11 protein-coding genes and 1 pseudogene are annotated in these 17391 nt (G+C 60.1%); 3 read left to right on the forward strand and 9 right to left on the reverse strand.

Features of this window, described 5'->3' with window-relative positions; translation table 11 throughout:
* The first annotated feature begins 59 nt into the window (after positions 1 to 59).
* Positions 60 to 1076 (forward strand): LacI family DNA-binding transcriptional regulator, encoded by a 1017-nt coding sequence (locus BMOU_RS03015; RefSeq protein ID WP_034874751.1) that lies wholly within the window; start codon positions 60 to 62, stop codon positions 1074 to 1076.
* 242 nt (positions 1077 to 1318) lie between these two features.
* On the opposite strand, the gene BMOU_RS03020 is transcribed toward BMOU_RS03015, so the two are convergent.
* The 8 genes and pseudogenes from BMOU_RS03020 to BMOU_RS03055 form a co-directional block, all read right to left on the reverse strand.
* Positions 1319 to 2074 (reverse strand): sulfite exporter TauE/SafE family protein, encoded by a 756-nt coding sequence (locus BMOU_RS03020; protein ID WP_161631968.1) that lies wholly within the window; start codon positions 2072 to 2074, stop codon positions 1319 to 1321.
* A 360-nt stretch (positions 2075 to 2434) separates the two neighbouring features.
* Positions 2435 to 3463, reverse strand: a complete 1029-nt coding sequence (locus BMOU_RS03025) for a LacI family DNA-binding transcriptional regulator (RefSeq protein WP_034874755.1) — start codon at positions 3461 to 3463, stop codon at positions 2435 to 2437.
* A gap of 183 nt (positions 3464 to 3646) precedes the next feature.
* The gene (locus BMOU_RS03030) at positions 3647 to 4447 is read right to left on the reverse strand and encodes a TraX family protein (RefSeq protein ID WP_034874757.1); all 801 of its coding nucleotides are present in this window, start codon (positions 4445 to 4447) and stop codon (positions 3647 to 3649) included.
* A gap of 5 nt (positions 4448 to 4452) precedes the next feature.
* The gene (locus tag BMOU_RS03035; protein WP_235143675.1) at positions 4453 to 5250 is read right to left on the reverse strand and encodes an HAD family hydrolase; all 798 of its coding nucleotides are present in this window, start codon (positions 5248 to 5250) and stop codon (positions 4453 to 4455) included.
* Between the two features lie 28 nt (positions 5251 to 5278).
* On the reverse strand, positions 5279 to 7327 hold the full coding sequence (locus BMOU_RS03040) for an alpha-amylase family glycosyl hydrolase (RefSeq protein ID WP_034874761.1): 2049 nt from the start codon (positions 7325 to 7327) through the stop codon (positions 5279 to 5281).
* A gap of 4 nt (positions 7328 to 7331) precedes the next feature.
* Positions 7332 to 8231 (reverse strand): sugar ABC transporter permease, encoded by a 900-nt coding sequence (locus BMOU_RS03045; RefSeq protein ID WP_034874763.1) that lies wholly within the window; start codon positions 8229 to 8231, stop codon positions 7332 to 7334.
* Positions 8228 to 9602: pseudogene (locus tag BMOU_RS03050) on the reverse strand (carbohydrate ABC transporter permease). Before BMOU_RS03050 ends, BMOU_RS03045 begins: the two are co-directional and overlap by 4 nt.
* A 329-nt stretch (positions 9603 to 9931) precedes the next feature.
* On the reverse strand, positions 9932 to 11170 hold the full coding sequence (locus BMOU_RS03055; protein WP_034874765.1) for an extracellular solute-binding protein: 1239 nt from the start codon (positions 11168 to 11170) through the stop codon (positions 9932 to 9934).
* Positions 11171 to 11409: 239 nt separating this feature from the next.
* On the opposite strand from BMOU_RS03055, the gene BMOU_RS03060 reads away from it, so the two are divergent.
* Both BMOU_RS03060 and malQ read left to right on the forward strand, forming a co-directional pair.
* Positions 11410 to 13020 (forward strand): alpha-amylase family glycosyl hydrolase, encoded by a 1611-nt coding sequence (locus tag BMOU_RS03060; RefSeq protein WP_034874767.1) that lies wholly within the window; start codon positions 11410 to 11412, stop codon positions 13018 to 13020.
* Between the two features lie 250 nt (positions 13021 to 13270).
* Positions 13271 to 15436 (forward strand): 4-alpha-glucanotransferase, encoded by a 2166-nt coding sequence (gene malQ / locus BMOU_RS03065; protein ID WP_034874769.1) that lies wholly within the window; start codon positions 13271 to 13273, stop codon positions 15434 to 15436.
* Positions 15437 to 15529: 93 nt separating this feature from the next.
* On the opposite strand, the gene BMOU_RS03070 is transcribed toward malQ, so the two are convergent.
* Positions 15530 to 17290 carry a glycoside hydrolase family 13 protein gene (locus BMOU_RS03070; protein ID WP_034874771.1) on the reverse strand — a complete coding sequence of 587 codons (1761 nt, stop codon included), beginning with the start codon at positions 17288 to 17290 and terminating at the stop codon, positions 15530 to 15532.
* Positions 17291 to 17391 lie beyond the last annotated feature (101 nt).

Genomic DNA, 17391 nt, shown 5'->3' on the forward strand with positions numbered 1-17391 from the left:
ATAGAGAGATAAACGCGATGCTAGGCTAAAACAAGCATCACGAATCATTCGGAGGCACCATGAAGGCGAGTATCGGCGACGTAGCGCTCAAAGCCGGCGTATCCAACGCGACGGTCTCACGCACCTTCGCACACCCTGAGCAGGTATCCGAAGCAACTCGAATCAAAGTGCAGGCCGCAGCCGATGCGTTGAATTTCAGCATCTCCCGATCGGCAGGAATTCTCAAATCAGGACGCACCTACCGTGTTGCACTGTTAATCGGCAGCCATGCCATCGAATGGTTCACCGCGGAGATCATCGCCGGTCTTAACGACGTATTACGCGACGCCGGCTACGATCTCGTCATCTACCCCATCGAAGGGACCGAGGCACGCGATGCATTCTTCGAGGAACTTCCCGTACGCAACAATGCAGACGCCGTGTTTGTATCCTCTTTCGGTATCAGTCCAGACGAGGTGAAACGTCTCGGCACCGCCAAAATACCGATTGTCGGAGTCAACACCACCAGCGAGGGCTTCGATGCGACTGTCGGCATCGATGACAAGGAAGGCATTAAACTCATCGTGCGGCACCTTGCCAAACTAGGGCATCGCAATCTTCTGTACCTCTACGAGAGCTTCTCTTCCACGCTCGGCTTCAGTTCATACAACCGCATCACTGGATTCCAAGAAGCCTGCAACACCATAGATGGCATGAATGCACGCACATTGGCCGTGCAGAAGAACGACAACATTATCGATGCCGCGATCTCCGAAATGATGGCGCAGGATAATCCGCCAACGGCTTTATGTTTCCATCAGGATTCACAAGCCATCCCGCTGTTTTTCCGTCTTCAACGAAGCGGGCTATCCATCCCATTGGATATTTCCGTGACCGGTTTCGACGACAGTACATTCGCCGAAGAGGCTGAACTGACCACCGTCCGGCAAAAGCCATATGACATGGCCGTCGCCGCAGCAAAAAAGGCACTGGACCTGATTGAGGGACGGCCCGTTTCTGAACCGTTCGAAATCTTCCCAGTTCAACTGCAGGTACGCAGTTCGACTGCGAATCCACGGACTACACCCCTATTGTAGGCTTGGTCGTCTTCACAGACGACCATCCGCCCCGTCTCAGGCATTACGTGACCAGTTGCCGGAGTCAATACAGATGTCAAAGCCATTTATGCCAGCGACAATGAGCTCGATGGCGTTTCACACACCGTTTCACAGATCCCTGCATGGAAGTGGATGTTGCAGCGCCAATGATCTCGTGTGCCACTCCGCACCGATCCTAGCAAAACCCACGCATGACCGTTCCCGCATAGCACGCATAGCCTTCACGATGCACGAGTGGCCCTGATCGCCACGAAGAGGCTGCGCACAAGCAGCATGCCCAGATAGCAGGCGAACATGATGGAACCGACACGCGGTGAGACCGCGCCGGCGATCCATGTGCCGAAGGGCGTGGTCAGTGCGGCTATGATGCCGATGATCAGCCCGGCCTTGATGTGCACCAGCTTACGTTTCATATTCGCCACGCTGGTGGTGATCGAGTTCGGGAACATGGCGAGCAGCGAAGTGCCACGCGCGATCAGATCGGATGCCCCGAACAGCATCGACAACGCCGGCACGGCCAACGCGCCGCCACCGATACCCAGAAGTCCGGCCAAAATGCCGATGACCACACCCAGCAGCACCAGCCCGATACCCGTCGCCACACTCATGGAGATCCGCTGGTCCCGCGACGGCGTGAAGATCACCTGATTAACCGTCACGAATATCAAAAACACCACGAATACCCATCGCAGCACAAGCTCCGGCAGCCGCGACAGCAGCCAGCTGCCCAACTGTCCGCCGGCGAACATGCCGGCGAACAGCAGCACGGCTGCGATCCAGTCGACATTGCCGTTATGTGCGTAAGAGATCACGCCGGAAATCGACGTTGGCACGATTGCCAGCATGGAGGTCGCAGCCGCATGGCGTTGCGACAGTCCGAGCCATACCAGCGCGGGCACGATCACCGTACCGCCGCCGATGCCGAACATGCCTGACAACAGCCCGACGATCATGCCGACGATCACCAGCACCACCATGCCGCGCGGCGATTCATCCAGCCCACTCGGGTCCGGTCCGAACAGCCGATCCGCCTTCGTCGGCAATGCCGGCCCATTCACTTCATCGCCCACCTTGCAGCCTCCCTCCGGGACTACGCCCGATACTACAAGAATCGGCCACCGTTCACCCGCCATCGGCCATTCCTTCAAATCGGAACCACGATGCCAAGCCAGCCTTATGCGAGAAACCGGTAATGACACACGTATCTTTTCTTGGATTGATTCATGGTTTTCCCGATCCGCCGACGCCGAGGCCTCGCTCGGCGTCGGCGGATCGGGAAAACCAGAGTCCAATTCAAAGCACGCAGGCACACGAGATGGAACGGATAAGGAGGAAGACTACTGATCGCCGCCATATACGGAATCGGTGCCGCGCAGCACCAACTGGGCGCGGATCACCTCATGCGGGGCCTCCAGAGAATCCCCTGCGATCAGCTTCATGGCCTTGTGCGCGGCAAGACGCCCCATGGCGAATGGATCCTGACGCATGGTGGTCAGATTCACCGTGTCGGCGTACGGCGAATCGTCGAATCCGATAATCGAGAAGTCGCGTGGCGTACGGTGCCCGTAGCGATCAAGCTTCAGCACCAATGGGATGGCCATCATATCGGTCTGGCAGCAGATCGCGTCGGGAAACTCGTCCAGCGCCAGCAATGCCGTCAGCGCCGAATCCGCAAATGTCTTGCCACGCGGAACGGCGAGCACCTGCCATGTGAACTGATGCGTGGCCTCGGCCATCTTGCAGGCGCGAATGAAACCCTGCCCCCGGGCATCAATGGAGGAATTGATCGAGTCGATCGCCTCGGAGCATACGTATACGAGATTCTTGTGCCCCAAACTGATCAGATGCTGCGCGGCGGTGAACATGCCGGCTTCGTCATCAATGCTGATGGTAGCGTCGAAACCCGCCGCGGAGGGCGTGTTGATGCCGATGATCGGCACATGGATTCGCTTGAGCTGCTCGACCTCCTGCGGCTCGATGGCGAACGACGCCACGAACACGGCGTCGACGTTACGGCGTACCGGCAGGTTGGTGAAGAAGTCACGGCGGTTCTCGGCCGTGTCGATGTGCTGGAACAGGGAGATATCGTAGCCCGCCTCATGCATCACGGCATTGATGCCCGCGAATACTTCGGTGTTGAACCAGCTGGTGATCTCCTCGTTCATGAGCAGTGCCACACGGTACGTCTGCCCGGATTTCAGCGAGGTTGCGGAGCGGGAAATGTTGAAGTCCAATCTATCGGCCGTTTCCAACACCTTGCGCCTGGTGCGCTCGGAAACGAGCTCGGGGCGTGTGAATGCGCGCGAGACCGTCGAGATCGACACTCCAGCGGCTTTGGCCACCTCACGAATGCCAGCCTTGTCCATATCAGCCCCTTTGCAACTTACGGCATCACCATCGCGTCCACCATGGACGCATGATGGCGACAACACCCCTTTTGACACTGATTCCATCATACTGCGAACGTTGTCAAAATTGAACCAGTATTTCAGGAATCCCTATGGATTGAAAGTCCCCTGTGACCTTTGCGAATCGCCGTCACATACGGATCACGCCGCCACCGCGCACACCAGCAGCAGGACCGGATACAGCGCATAGAACACCCACTTGTCCCACGCATGCCTGTACCCAAGCCTGCCATTATGGAAATGCGTGAACAGCACACCGAAACCCGGCGCGATCATCATCACCGCACCGAACAGACCGGCGGTAAGCATCATCGTGTTCTCATGCTTGCGCATCAGGGCGAAGATCAGCACGAAACCAAGCGTCACCGCCCCCAGGCTCATCAGATGCTGGCGCAATCCGACGCGCAGCAGCAGATCCCATAGAAGACCGATCAGCGCCACCGCGACGGAAAACACCCAACGTACGGCGCCCTGATAGCGTTCGGCGATCCAATCGAGCAATGCCAGCACCACAAATGCCACGAACAGGCCGAACACGGGATTCTGCGAACCCAAGTCGAACACACGCCCCGAAGTGGCCATGTCGTACGGCACTTCGCAGACCAACGCCAGCACGAACAGCTCCGTGCCGTATATCACCCGGCTATGCGTGCGCCCATACCCTCGCACCAGCAGCCAGGCGTAAATCGGCACCGCGCACCACGACACCACTTCGCACAGCACCATCGCGGTCAATGAACCCATATCGTTTGTGTCCGAGCCGAATAGCAACGGCACGAGCGTGGTACTCGCCGCGGAAAGAAGCAGGAAGAAACCGCCGATCATTTTCAGCCCGAACGTGGTCAGGCCACGCCCGCGCCGCCTCCTGCGTGCGCCGGCGAAACCGATCTGCTCGGTGCTGTCGTTTCCTTCGCCGTGCTCGGCGTATCCTTTCATGGCCATCCTCCTCAGGCGTTCAGCACGTAGTCAAGCAATCCTTCATAGTCCGCTCCCTTGAACGAACATACCGCATGGCGCGAAACGGCCGGATCATGCGTCGGTGATATTTCCGTACGGAAATACGCGCCGTCGATGCCGGCCGCGGCGGCGCCGACAATGTCGTTGGTCTCGTCGTTGCCGACCATAAGCGACTGTTCGGCGGTGACGAGCTCGCGGTCGAGCGCCAACATGTACAGGTCGCGCGCAGGCTTGCGAATGCCCTCCTCGCTGGAGATGATCACATCGTCGAGCGCTTCGGCGAGCCCCGTCATCTCCAGCTCGGGCCGGGTATAGCAGGATTGCGCGTTGCTCAGCAGCACCACGCGCACGCCGGCCTTCCGCATTCGCCCGATCATATCGAGCGCCCCCTGGTAGAGGCGGATCATGCCGGTGCTGCCCTGGCGGAACGCCCAAGCCGCCTGCGCCGCCGCCTGCGGGAGCGGCAGAATCCGTTCGACTTCATCGGCTTGGTCGATCAGCAACGAACGATAGACCGGAAGGATATCGAACTCCCTCCAGTCGTCCCGCACGGCGCTGCGATTGGCCTGACGCAGCATCTCACTCGCCTCGAGCCGGGCAAAGCGGTCACGCAACGCCTCCACCGATTCGTATTCGACGCCAAGATCCCGCAGCTTTTCATACAGCGCCCGCCAGGCGGCCGTGGACCGCTCATCGGTCCGTATGTCGATCAACGTGCCATACAGATCGAAGAACACCACTTCATAACGAGGCTTCCCCGTTACCGACGTGCGTACCGCATCTTTCATGATCCGTCCTTTCGTCATGGCGCCCACTTCAGCGGAGCCGCCAGATTGCAAACGTATGCGGCGGCACCACGATATAGTCGCCGTCGCCCGCATCGATCGTGATGCCCATCTGGTCGGAACTCAACACGGCGCACCACCGTTTGCCGCCCCAACCATCCCCCGCAACCGCGATATCCGCGATGTTGATGGCGATCGGCGTATTCTCGGGATTGGCGAAAACCGCATACCCGTTGATGCGGAACACCAGCTCGTCCCCCGGTGTGGTGACGATCATGCGTTGTGCATCGAACCAGTCGGGATTCTCCTTGCGCAATGCGATCAGACGGGCGTAGTAGTCGACCATGCCGCGCATCTGATAGGCATGGTTCCAATCAAGCCAGTTGAGTTCGCGGGAGGAATCATAGGAATCCTCGTTGCCGTATTTGGTGCGCGCGAATTCCTCTCCGGAGAGCATGAACGGTATGCCTGCGGAGGTCAGCACGATGCCGGCCGCCATACGGTTCGCCGCCATGATGCGCTTTATCGCGGCGCGCTCCTCGTCATTCGAGGGCCGGGCGTCGTAGATGCCGGCAGTGACGGCGGCTCTGGCGACGGCCGACGATTCGACCCTGTCGGAGCCATTTGCGGCCGCCACGGAGGCCGCGGCCTCACCTCGTATGCTCGCACACAGCTTATCCCACAGCGTCAGGTCATCGTGCGCCGAAACGTACTGTACGATCTGGCCAGCCTCGCCTTCCGGCCGCGGCGAGGTGCGCCACGCGTTCACGGCCTGGCGGATCCTACGCGCGGTGGCATGCTCGCCGCCGTTCACAAAGCCCGGACGGTTCGAATAGAACACATGGCCCTTGATGGTGTCGCGCGTGGCGTCGCAGAAGTGGCCGATGCGATCGTCCAGCAGATGTAGGCCCTTCTTGTCGGCCAGCACGGTACCCGGCAACGGTGCGGAGGCCCCGGCCGCCCATGGTTCGCCATACATGATGATGTCCCTGCCACGCTCCGGAATCTCGTCCAGGGCGGCGCGCACGGCGTTCATGGTGTCGACGTCGATCAGGCCCATCAGGTCGAACCGGAAACCGTCGATGTGGTATTCGCGCGCCCAGTACGTCACGGATTCCACTACGAAACGGCGAAACATCGCGCGTTCGGTGGCCATGTCGCAGCCGCAGCCGGAACCGTTGGCGAGCGCCCCGTTGGGCTTGCGCCGCAGGAAGTATTCCGGCACGGAACGCTCGAACCAGTTGTCAGGCGAGAACATGTGGTTATAGACCACGTCCATGATCACTTTGAGCCCGGCGTCGTGCAACGCCTGCACCATCTGCTTGCATTCGCGGATGCGCACGGCCCCGTCATACGGATCGGTCGCGTACGAGCCTTCCGGAACGTTGAAGTTAACCGGATCGTAGCCCCAGTTGTAGCGATTGCAGGTGGTTTCGTCCACGGAGCCATAGTCGTACAGCGGCATCAGCTGCACCGCCGTGACGCCGAGTCGTTTCAGATAGGCGACGCCCGTCGGAAAATCGGGATGGCCGTCCAGCGAAGTGTCGGAATCGGTAAAGGCAAGGTACCTGCCGCGATGGGACCGCGGGAATCCGCCCGCCGGATCATTGCTGAAGTCGCCGACGTGCGTCTCCCACACGATCGTCTGCGAAAGAGGCGTCTCAGGCGTACGGTCATGATCCCACCCCTCGGGATCGGTGCGAGGCAGGTCGACCACCATGCTGCGTCGGCCGTTTACGCCAGCCGCACGCGCCCAGGGATCCGCGACGCGATCGACCGATCCGCATTCGCGATGAATCAGAAAATCGTAGTAGACGCCATGCTTGTTGTCCGCAAAATCATAGACCCATGAACCATCCGTCTCCGGGCACATCGGGTATTGCCCGATCAACGCGTCACCGCGTTCATCCATGGAACCGTGTGTGAACAGTCTCAGCGTCACCTTATCGGCCGTAGGAGCCCAGAGTGCAAACTGGGTGCCGGCAGACGTGACCACGGCACCCAGTTGCCGTTCCAGACACAGCGGGAACGGTTCGGCAACGCTCGTATTCGGCTGTTCGTAGCTGGTTACGAGCGTCATTGCGTTATCCCTTCACGGAACCCGCCATGGATTCCTGGTAGAAGCGTTGCATCAGGATGAACAGGATGGCGATCGGAATGGAGATCACGACCGCCGCCGCCGCGAAGCGGGCATACCAGTTCTGGATGTATTCCTTCTGCAGCATGAGCCACAGACCCAATGCCACGGTGTAGTTGGACTGCGTACGGCAGATCACCTTGGCCATGACGAAGTCGAGCCACGGACCCAGGAAGCCGATGATGGCCTGGTAGACGATCATGGGCTTGCAGATCGGGATGATGATCTTGTAGAACACCTGGAACCGGGTGCAGCCGTCGAGCAGCGCGGCCTCGTCAAGCGAGGTCGGAATGGTGTCCATGTAGCCCTTCATCACATAGAAGCCCGCACCGGTGCCGGCCGAGTAGACCAGAATCAGGGCGACGATGGTCATGTTGCCATCGGCCAGACCCATGGCCTTAAGGATGAAGTAGATGGCGGTGACCGCCATGATGCTCGGGAACATGCCCAGAATCAGCACGACGTTCATGAAGGTCTTGCGTACGCGGAAGCGCATGCGGCTCATGCAGTACGCCACGGACAGCACGAAGATCACCGAGATGACGCAGGTGAAGCACGCGATGATGAAGGTGGTCGTGAACATCTTCGGGAAGTTCAGCACGTTACGGTCGGTGAACAGCACCTTGTAGTTCTCGAGCGTCCATTCCTTCGGGAAGAAGCTGCTGGTGTACGGCGCGGTGTTCTTGTTGAACGATTCCGCGAACACCCACACGATCGGAACGAGCCAGATGACGGCCAAGACGGCCAGGAACAGATGGGCCGCGATGTCACCGACGATGCGGCGCTTCTTCTGGTCGTGCAGAAAGCCGTGGCTCTCGACCGCGGCTGCGGAGTTATTGTTGCTCATCGGAATGCCTCCTCATTCTTGTAGGAGCCGGAATTGCGGTAGGTGATCAGCGAGACCACGGCCAGCACGATGAAGGTCATGATGCCGATGACGGCACCGAGGTTGTAATCCTGCTTGTCGACGGTCAGCTTGTACAGCCAGGTGATCAACAGGTCGGTCTTGCCCGCGGAGTCGCCCAATGGCGTCGGATCGCCGGCGGACAACAGGTAGATCACGTTGAAGTTGTTCACGTTGCCGGTGAAGGTGGTGATCAGGTACGGGGTCAGCACGAAGATGATATACGGCATGGTGATCTTCGTGAAGATCTGCCACCAGTTGGCGCCGTCGATCTTCGCCGCCTCATACTGGTCGGCCGGGATGTTCTGCAGAATGCCGGTGATCTGCATGATGGTGTACGGGATGCCGACCCACAGATTGATCACGATGACGGTGACGCGGGCCCACGTGGCGTTCGTGAAGAACGGCAGCGGGTCGGTGATCCAACCCCATGTCTGCAACATGCGGTTGACCGCGCCCTGCGGCTGGAGCATGGTGTGCATGACCAGCAGGGACACGAATTGCGGCACCGCGATCGACATGGAGAAGCACGCACGCCAGAAGCCCTTGCCGCGAGTGGTCTTGCGGTTGATGATCATGGCTACGAACATGCCGAGGAAGAAGTTCAGGAATGTGGCGAAGAACGCCCACACCAGGGTCCAGATCAGCACCCGGACGAACAGTCCGGCGTTGACGGTGCCGCCGCTGTTGGAGAATACGGTGGCGAAGTTCTTCAGGCCGACCCAGTCGAAAAGGATCAGATTCTTATGGTCGTAGCTGGTGAACGCCATGGAAATCATGAAGATCAACGGCAGCACGGTGAAGACCGCGATGCCCAGCGTAGGCAGGAACATCAGCAGCAGATGCGCCTTGGCATCGAGCAGCTCGTGCACGTCGTCCATGAAGCTCGGCGCCTTGCCGTTCTCCTGCATCTGGACCTGGGACTTGTAGGCCGCGCGCACGGATAGGACCCACAGGCCCACGAAGGCGACGCAGATCACGATGGAGCACACGCCGTATAGCAGGATGACCACGGAGCGATCAGGCTCGACATACTGCCAGAAGCCATCAACGAGCTCCTTGCCGCCCTTGTTCTCTCCAAGGCTCGGGATCTTGGACAGGTACCCTATGCCGTTGGTGAACATGTATACGAAGAATGCGACCTCCAAGGCCAGCATGGCAATGCCCTTGACATACTGCTTGCGGACGATGTTGCCCAGACCGAACACGATTGCGGAAAGCTTGGTGAACACGTCACCTTTGGTCAGTGCCGCCTTTACCGTATACGGCGATGGGGGGGACGTAATCAGCGCCTTGCTTCCGGCGGCGCTTCATCTCCCTGGGGGAAAGAGTTATTGCTGTCATTTCGACCGCCTCTCTGATTGAAAACGAACCATCTCATACATGGGAGCGGACCTACTTCGTCGCGCTTCATTGTGCGAAAGATCCGCGCTTACATGAAAAGACCTTGCTCCCCGGGCAAGGGGAAGGAGAGTTGAAAAACCTTGTCCGGGAATGCAAAGTACGCAGAAGGAGCGAGCCATTGTGCCGAAATCACGGGAGGCATCATGGCTCGCAATGCCTCCGGTACGGCCGGTGGTCGGCGAACGAGTCCGCCGGCCACCGCGGTATTCAGTTATCGCTTACAGTCCGCCGTCACCGAATCACTTGGCGATGGTGCCCTTGGCCTGGTCGACCCAGTCCTGGTACTTGGAGGCGGCGTTGTCCTTGGTGATTTCCTTGTTGACCAGGGCCTTGCCGAAGGTTTCGGCCGGAGTCCACCAGTCGTTCATGCCGGCCAGGCCGGACTGCAGGATTGCGGTGTTGGCCATGGTGTCGGCCTGGGCCTGTGCCGCAATGTCATCCTTGGTGAGATCGGCCAGGGACTTGTCGGTCGGCGGGATGGAGCGCATCTCATAGTGCAGCTTCTGGGATTCGGTGGAGCCGAGGTATGCTGCGAACTGGGCTGCGGCCTTGGTGTTCTTGGCGTTCGGGTTGTAGGCGGCGGCCTTGGTGGCGGCGAAGGACTTCATCTGCTTCTTCTGACCGTTCACGGTGAAGGTCGGCAGCTGGGTGGCGGCGTAGTTGTCTCCCAGAGCTTCCTGGACGTCCTTGGCGGACCAGGTGCCGGAGAAGAGCACGTCGGCGGAGCCGTCCTTGATGGCGGCCAGACCGGAGGCGCCGTCATCGTCGCTGAAGTTCGGGTTGGCGACCACGTCGACCAGATAGGATGTGATGTCGGCGCCATCCTTCGGGAAGACCATGCCGGCCTTCTCGTCGGTGCCGTTCTTGCCGAACAGGGTCAGTCCGTCGAAGAAGCCTCCGATGTACCAGGAGTTGGACATCGGGAAGGTGACCTTGGCCTTGGCGAGCATGGCGTCGAAGTCCTTGGCCTCATCCGCGCTGATCTTGGACTTGTTGTAGTACATGAACCAGGTGTTGTCGGTGTACGGCACGCCGTACAGCTTGCCGTCGGTGCCGGTGACGGAGTTGATTTCCAGATCGCCGTTCTGCTCCTTGACCTGCTTCTCGGCGTCGGTGCCCAGCTGGCCGATGCCACCCTGCTCGATGAGGGTGCCCAACTGATCGGAAGCGAACATGTAGACGTCGGCGGCGGAGGCCGGATCGGTGGCGACGTTCTTGGAGGCGTCGCCTTCGGAGACGACATCGTTCTTCCAGGTGATCTTGTACTCCGGATGCGCCTTGGTGAAGTTCTCTTCGACCTTGCCCAGCCAATTGGAGTCCTTGGCCTGATCTTCCTGCGGGGCCCACACGCTCAGCGTGACGTCCTCGGTACCCGAAGAGCCCGAAGAGCTGTTGCTGCCGGAGCCGCATGCCGCAAGCGGCACCAGCATGGAGACAGCGGCCGTCAGTCCGATAGCCTTCTTCCAATCGATCTTCATTGATCTTCCTTTCCTCACATAACCTATGTTCCTTCAACACGGCCGGTATCAAGCGTTCGCTCAAGCTCTGCATACGTTCACATCATCGTTTCGCGGATAATTGCTGTCCGTCTTTGGAGCCACCGGGAGTGTGTCAGTGATTGACACTATAGCATAGTTCTGCCAACGTTTGCAATTTTGGGATAAGATATTTTCAGCAACATCAGTCAGACCGCATCCCTTCAAGGAGGCGCAGCACCATGGCTTCCCGCCCGACGTACCCCCGACCGGCATGGCTCGACGCCGCCGTGTTCTATGAAATCTACCCCCAATCCTTCGCCGATGCGAACGGTGACGGCATCGGAGACATCGCCGGGATCATCTCCCGGCTGGATTACATCCAGGACCTTGGGTGCAATGCGATTTGGCTGAATCCATGTTTCGACTCCCCCTTCAAGGATGCCGGCTATGACGTACGCGACTACAAACTCGTAGCCCCCCGATACGGTACGAACGACGATCTGATCGAATTGTTCCACGAGGCTCACGGGCGCGGCATGCACATCCTGCTCGACCTGGTCCCCGGGCACACCAGCGAAGAGCACGAATGGTTCCGCCGCAGCGCCGAAGCCGGGCGCAACGAGTATTCCGATCGGTACATCTGGACGGATTCGTGGATCGCAGGCGGCGACGGACTGCCGTTCATCGGCGGCGAATCGCCACGCAACGGCACCTACATCCTGAATTTCTTCAAATGCCAGCCGGCGCTCAACTATGGATTCGCCCACCCGAAACATGCCTGGCAGCAACCCGCCCTGGGACCGGACGCACTCGCCACCGCCGACGCGATGGTCGATGTCATGCGCTTCTGGCTGTCCTGCGGCGCCGACGGCTTCCGCGTGGACATGGCCGACAGCCTCGTCAAGCACGACGATGACGGCAAGCCCTACACGATCCGCACCTGGCAGTATATGTTCTCGAAAATCCGCCCGGAGTTTCCCGAGGCCGCGTTCGTATCGGAATGGGGGCGTCCATACGAAAGCCTTGAAGCCGGTTTCGATATGGATTTCTACCTGGATTGGCGCTGGGACGGCATTGCGAACGGCTACAACATGCTGTTGCGCAACGTTGACGATCCGTTAAGCCGCGATGGCGACCTGAGCTATTTCAACGCGGATTCCGGCACGCCGATCGCCTCGTTCCTGGAGCAATACGAACCGCAGCTGCGCGACGCCGAACGGCTGGGAGGCATGTTCGACCTCATCACCTGCAATCATGACACCGCGCGCATCGCACCGCGGCTGAGCGAACGCGAGATCGCGTTGGCCTACTGCACGCTATTCACCCTGCCGGGAGCACCGTTCCTGTATTACGGCGACGAGATCGGCATGCGATACCTGCCCCTACCCACCCTTGAAGGGGGCTATGTGCGTACCGGCTCACGCACGCCGATGCAGTGGGGTGAGGCAGGTTTGGCTGGGTTAGGAGCCGACGCCTGCGCAAACCCGGGCAATGGGACCTCCGCCTACCTGCCGGTCGACCCGTCCGGCGATGCGCCGACCGTCGTCGATTCGCGGGCACGCGACGATTCGCTATGGCACATCGTACGCAGTCTGCTCCATCTCAGAAACGAAACCGAGGCGCTTCATGCAAGGGGTGCATTCACGGCACTGAGCCGCGGAAGACTGTTCGCATTCGTACGATCATCGGAATCGCAAAGGGTGATTATCGCCGTCAATCCGAGCCGGAACAGCGAACGTTTGCAACTGCCGGAAGGCGATTTCGCCGAGATCTTTCACATCGGCGACATCGAGGTATCCGATGATTCCCTGAACATGGGACTGCAAAGCTTCGCAATCTTATGCGGCTGAGTATTCCTCACATTGCAAACGTTCTGCATAGCAACCGCACCAAGTCAGTATGTCGAACATGACACAATCATCATAAATCCATGTATTGCAACTATTTTCAGTACTGCAAAACTATTTGAAAACGATAGCATAATATGGTACGGTAAATCACTGTAACGTCCGCCAGTGGCATCGTAGCCTGCCGGCACCCGACCAGACGGCATCGCCGCACCGTAGCAGATAGCACGCACGAAAGGGAGATCGAATCAGCATGACAGCACCAACGCAGCACACCGAAAGCGCCGAGCGTATCGCGCGCCCGCTTATCCAGCTGGCCAAGATCAACGGCATCTCCACCTCGTATATCGATCAGCTCGGCACCTATGTGGAAATCCGCGACGAAGTACTCGTTTCCGTACTGGCCGCACTGGGCGTGGACGCCTCCACCGAACAAGCCATCGCCGATTCATATACCAGGGCCAGGCAGCGCATCGCCGACACGCTCATACCGTCGACCGTGGTGAAATTCATCGGCAGGCCGACCGCCGTCCCGATCCACGCCAAAGGCAATGATGTGACACTGCGCCTGCTGCTGGAAGATGGCACGCAATACCCCGGGAACCTGTGCATGCACCTGATTCCGCAGGATGACGGATCCCTGGACCTGGATCTGCCTGACGATATTCCCGTCGGCTACCATACCCTGCGCGTCAACGCGGGTGAGCTGCATGGCGAGGCGACGCTGATCTGCGCGCCGGCCCGCATCGAACTGCCGAAGGCCGTTGCCGAGAAACAGCGTTGGGGCTGGATGACGCAGCTGTATTCCGTGCGTTCCGCCGAATCATGGGGCGTAGGCGATTACGGCGATCTGCGAGACCTTCTGAAAGACGCCGCCGAGCAGTCACGCGCCGATTTCATGCTGATCAACCCGATACACGCGACCGCGCCGATCGAACCGCTCGAGCCTTCGCCGTACCTGCCGGAATCCCGTCGATTCCTCAACGTCACCTATATTCGGCCGCAGGATATCGAGGAGTACGCCGATCTCGGCGAAGCCGATTCGGCGGAGGTCGAGCGTCTGCATGCCGAGGTGTCGCCGGCCAACGACGATCCGAATCCGATGGACATCAATTCCGCATGGTGGCATAAGCGCAAGGCCCTGCAGCTCGTATACGCGGTGCCGCGTTCCGCCGACCGCCAGTCGGCATTCGAAGCGTTCAAGGAGGCATCGGGCCCGGATCTGCGCGCATTCGCCGCATGGTCGGTGGCGTTCGAAGTATGGGGCGCCCCGTGGGATGGCACCTGGTTCGGCGAAACGAACCGCGATTCGCCCGAGGTGGCCGAACTGATGCGCGAACATGCCGATCTGATGGATTTCGAATGCTGGCTGCAGTGGATCGCCGCCGAGCAGGTGACCGCCGCGCAGCGCACCGCACGCGAATCCGGCATGGCGCTAGGGCTGGTGCAGGATATGGCTGTGGGCGTGCATGCATTGGGCGCCGACGTGTGGTGGAATCCGGAACGTTTTGCCGTCGGCAGCGTGACCGTAGGCTGCCCGCCCGACTTCTACAACCAACAGGGCCAGGATTGGGGCCAGCCACCATTCAATCCGAATTATCTGAAGAAAACCGGTTACGGCGTATACCGCGATATGGTGCACAACATGTTCTCGCGTGCGGGCGCGGTGCGCATCGACCATGTGCTGGGCCTGTTCCGCCTATGGTGGATTCCGCAGGGCGAGGGCGCAAAGGGCGGCGCGTATGTGACGTACGACTACGAGGCGATGATAGCGATTCTCACCATCGAAGCCACACGCGCGAACGGTTTGGTGATCGGCGAGGATCTGGGCACCGTACCGGACTATGTACGTGCCGTGCTTGCCGATCACGGACTGCTTGGCTGCACGGTGGAATGGTTCGCGCGCGTGGACGACTCCCCCAATGCGGGGGATCCCTATGCCGATCCCGCCACATACCGCAAATACGCACTGGCATCCGTCACTACGCATGACCTGCCGCCAACCGCCGGCTACCTCGAATTCGAACATGTGAAGCTGCGCGAGAGATTGCATCTGCTATCCGGTTCGGTCGAGGAGTTCCGGGCTTCCGCGATTGCGGAACGCCAGGCCATGCTCGATCGACTGGTGGAAAGCGGACTGATCACGCCGAACGTCGCCACCGATGTGGATGGGCATATCCAGGAAATCGTCGAGGCGATGCACAGAATGCTGCTCGGATCGCCGTCCGTGTTGCTGCAGGCCGCACTGGTCGACGGCGTGGGCGAGACCCGTGCGCAGAACCAACCGGGCACTTCCAGCGAATACTCCAATTGGCGCGTACCGCTGGCCGGCCCCGACGGCAAGGTCGTCCACACCAATGAGGTGTTCGGCCTGCCGCGCGTCCAATCCCTCGCCGCCATCATGAACGGCGAAAAATAAGTCCCATTTCACCGTGGTGTCGGTTCCATGAACTCCGCCCGTGGATACGGGGAGTTCATGGAACCGGCACCATAGATCAGGTCGCCAGACCACTCAGCCGAGCAGCATCCAGACCGACGTGTCCTGCGGAAGCCTGCCGTCATCGGCCAGCGGGCCGGATGCGGCCACGGCCACACCGCCTTCCGGCAGTTCGACCGGTTCCGCCCCGAAATTCGTGACGGATACGAATCGTCGGCCCTTGGTGGCGGGGCGGGAATACGCGACCACCGCATCACCCATATCAAGCAGCTCGGCCGACGTATCGCCGGTGGCCGTCAGCACGGTCTGGCGCAATTTCAGCAGCTTGCGGTACAACGCCAGCATCGAACCGCCGTCGGCGGCCTGAACGTCAGCGGCACAATCCTTGAACCAAGCTGGCTGCGGCAGATGCGCGTCGGCAATGGCGGAACCATCCGCATGCGAGACCGGTCCGAAACCGAACGTCGCGCCGGTGATGAAATCGCCGTTCCACGGGGCCGGCTCGCCGCAATCGTCGGCGTTCCATGGCAACGGCACACGGCATCCGTCGCGGCCTTTATCGGTGAAATTGCGGCGCGTGTTGAACGGCGTGGGGTCCTCAAGACGATCCCACGGAATGTTCGCCACTTCGAACAAGCCCAGTTCCTCGCCCTGATACACATACACGGATCCCGGCAGGCCGATCTCCATAAGCGCGGCGGCACGGGCGCGACGGGTGCCCAGACCACGGTCCTCGGGGTAGGTGCCGCCGTCGCGGAGCAGCCAATCATGTGCGATCTGGTGGAAGGGCGCGCCTTTGACCTGCGGCAAGCCGTAACGGGATGGGCTGCGTGGCACATCGTGGTTGTTCATGACCCAGGTGGTGGTGGACCCATTGGTCTCGGCGGCCGCTTTCAGGCCGTCCGCGATGGCGCCGCGGAATTCGTCCGCGAACCAACCCGCTTCGGCGAATTCGAAGTTGAACACCTGTCCAAGCTCGTCGGTGGAGGCATACATATGCTGCGACTCGGCGCGCACCCAGGCCTCGCCTACGGCGAAACGCGGCGGATCGTACTCGTTGAACACCCCGCGCCATTCGCGGTAGATCTCATGCACCTCCGGACGATCCCACAGCGGGCTCAGGCCATGCTCCGGCGGCAGCTGCATCTGTACCGCCATCGGGTCCATGTCGGCAAGCGGCACGGAATCGAGATCCTTCGCCAAACCGTGCGCCACGTCGATGCGGAAGCCGTCCGTACCATGGTCGGACCAGAATCGCAGGGTCTTTTTGAACTCCTCGTGCACGTCCGGATTCCTCCAGTTGAGGTCCGGCTGTTCCTTCGCGAACAGGTGCAGGTACCACTGGCCGTCATCCACCTGCTGCCAGGCCGGGCCGCCGAACAGCGACTGCCATTCGTTCGGCGGCAGTGCACCGTTCTCGCCACGGCCCTCGCGGAAAATGTAGCGGTCACGCGCGGACGATCCCCGGCCTGCGGCGAGCGCCTCGAGGAACATTTCATGCCTGTCCGCCGTATGATTCGGCACGATGTCGACGATCACCTTGATACCGGCCTGATGTGCGGCCGCAGCCATCGCATCGAAGTCATCCATGGTGCCAAGGCGCGGATCCACATCGCGATAGTCGATTACGTCGTAGCCGCCGTCGGCCAGATCGGAAGGGTAGAACGGCGACAGCCAGATCGCGTCGATGCCCAGTTCCTGCAGATAATCCATCTTTTCGGTGACGCCGGCGATGTCGCCCAATCCGTCGCCATTCACATCTTTGAAACTGCGCGGATAGATCTGATAGACCACCGCCTGCTTCCACCAATCGTCGTGCAGATTATTTGCAGTCATACATGACCCCTTTCCAACTGCGATGCATCTATGAAAACGATACCATCAATCGTTTGCCGTACAGGTGCAAAATTACCGTATCATGAAGGTGACAACGATTG

The sequence above is a fragment of the Bifidobacterium moukalabense DSM 27321 genome (genome assembly GCF_000522505.1).
GTDB lineage: Bacteria > Actinomycetota > Actinomycetes > Actinomycetales > Bifidobacteriaceae > Bifidobacterium > Bifidobacterium moukalabense.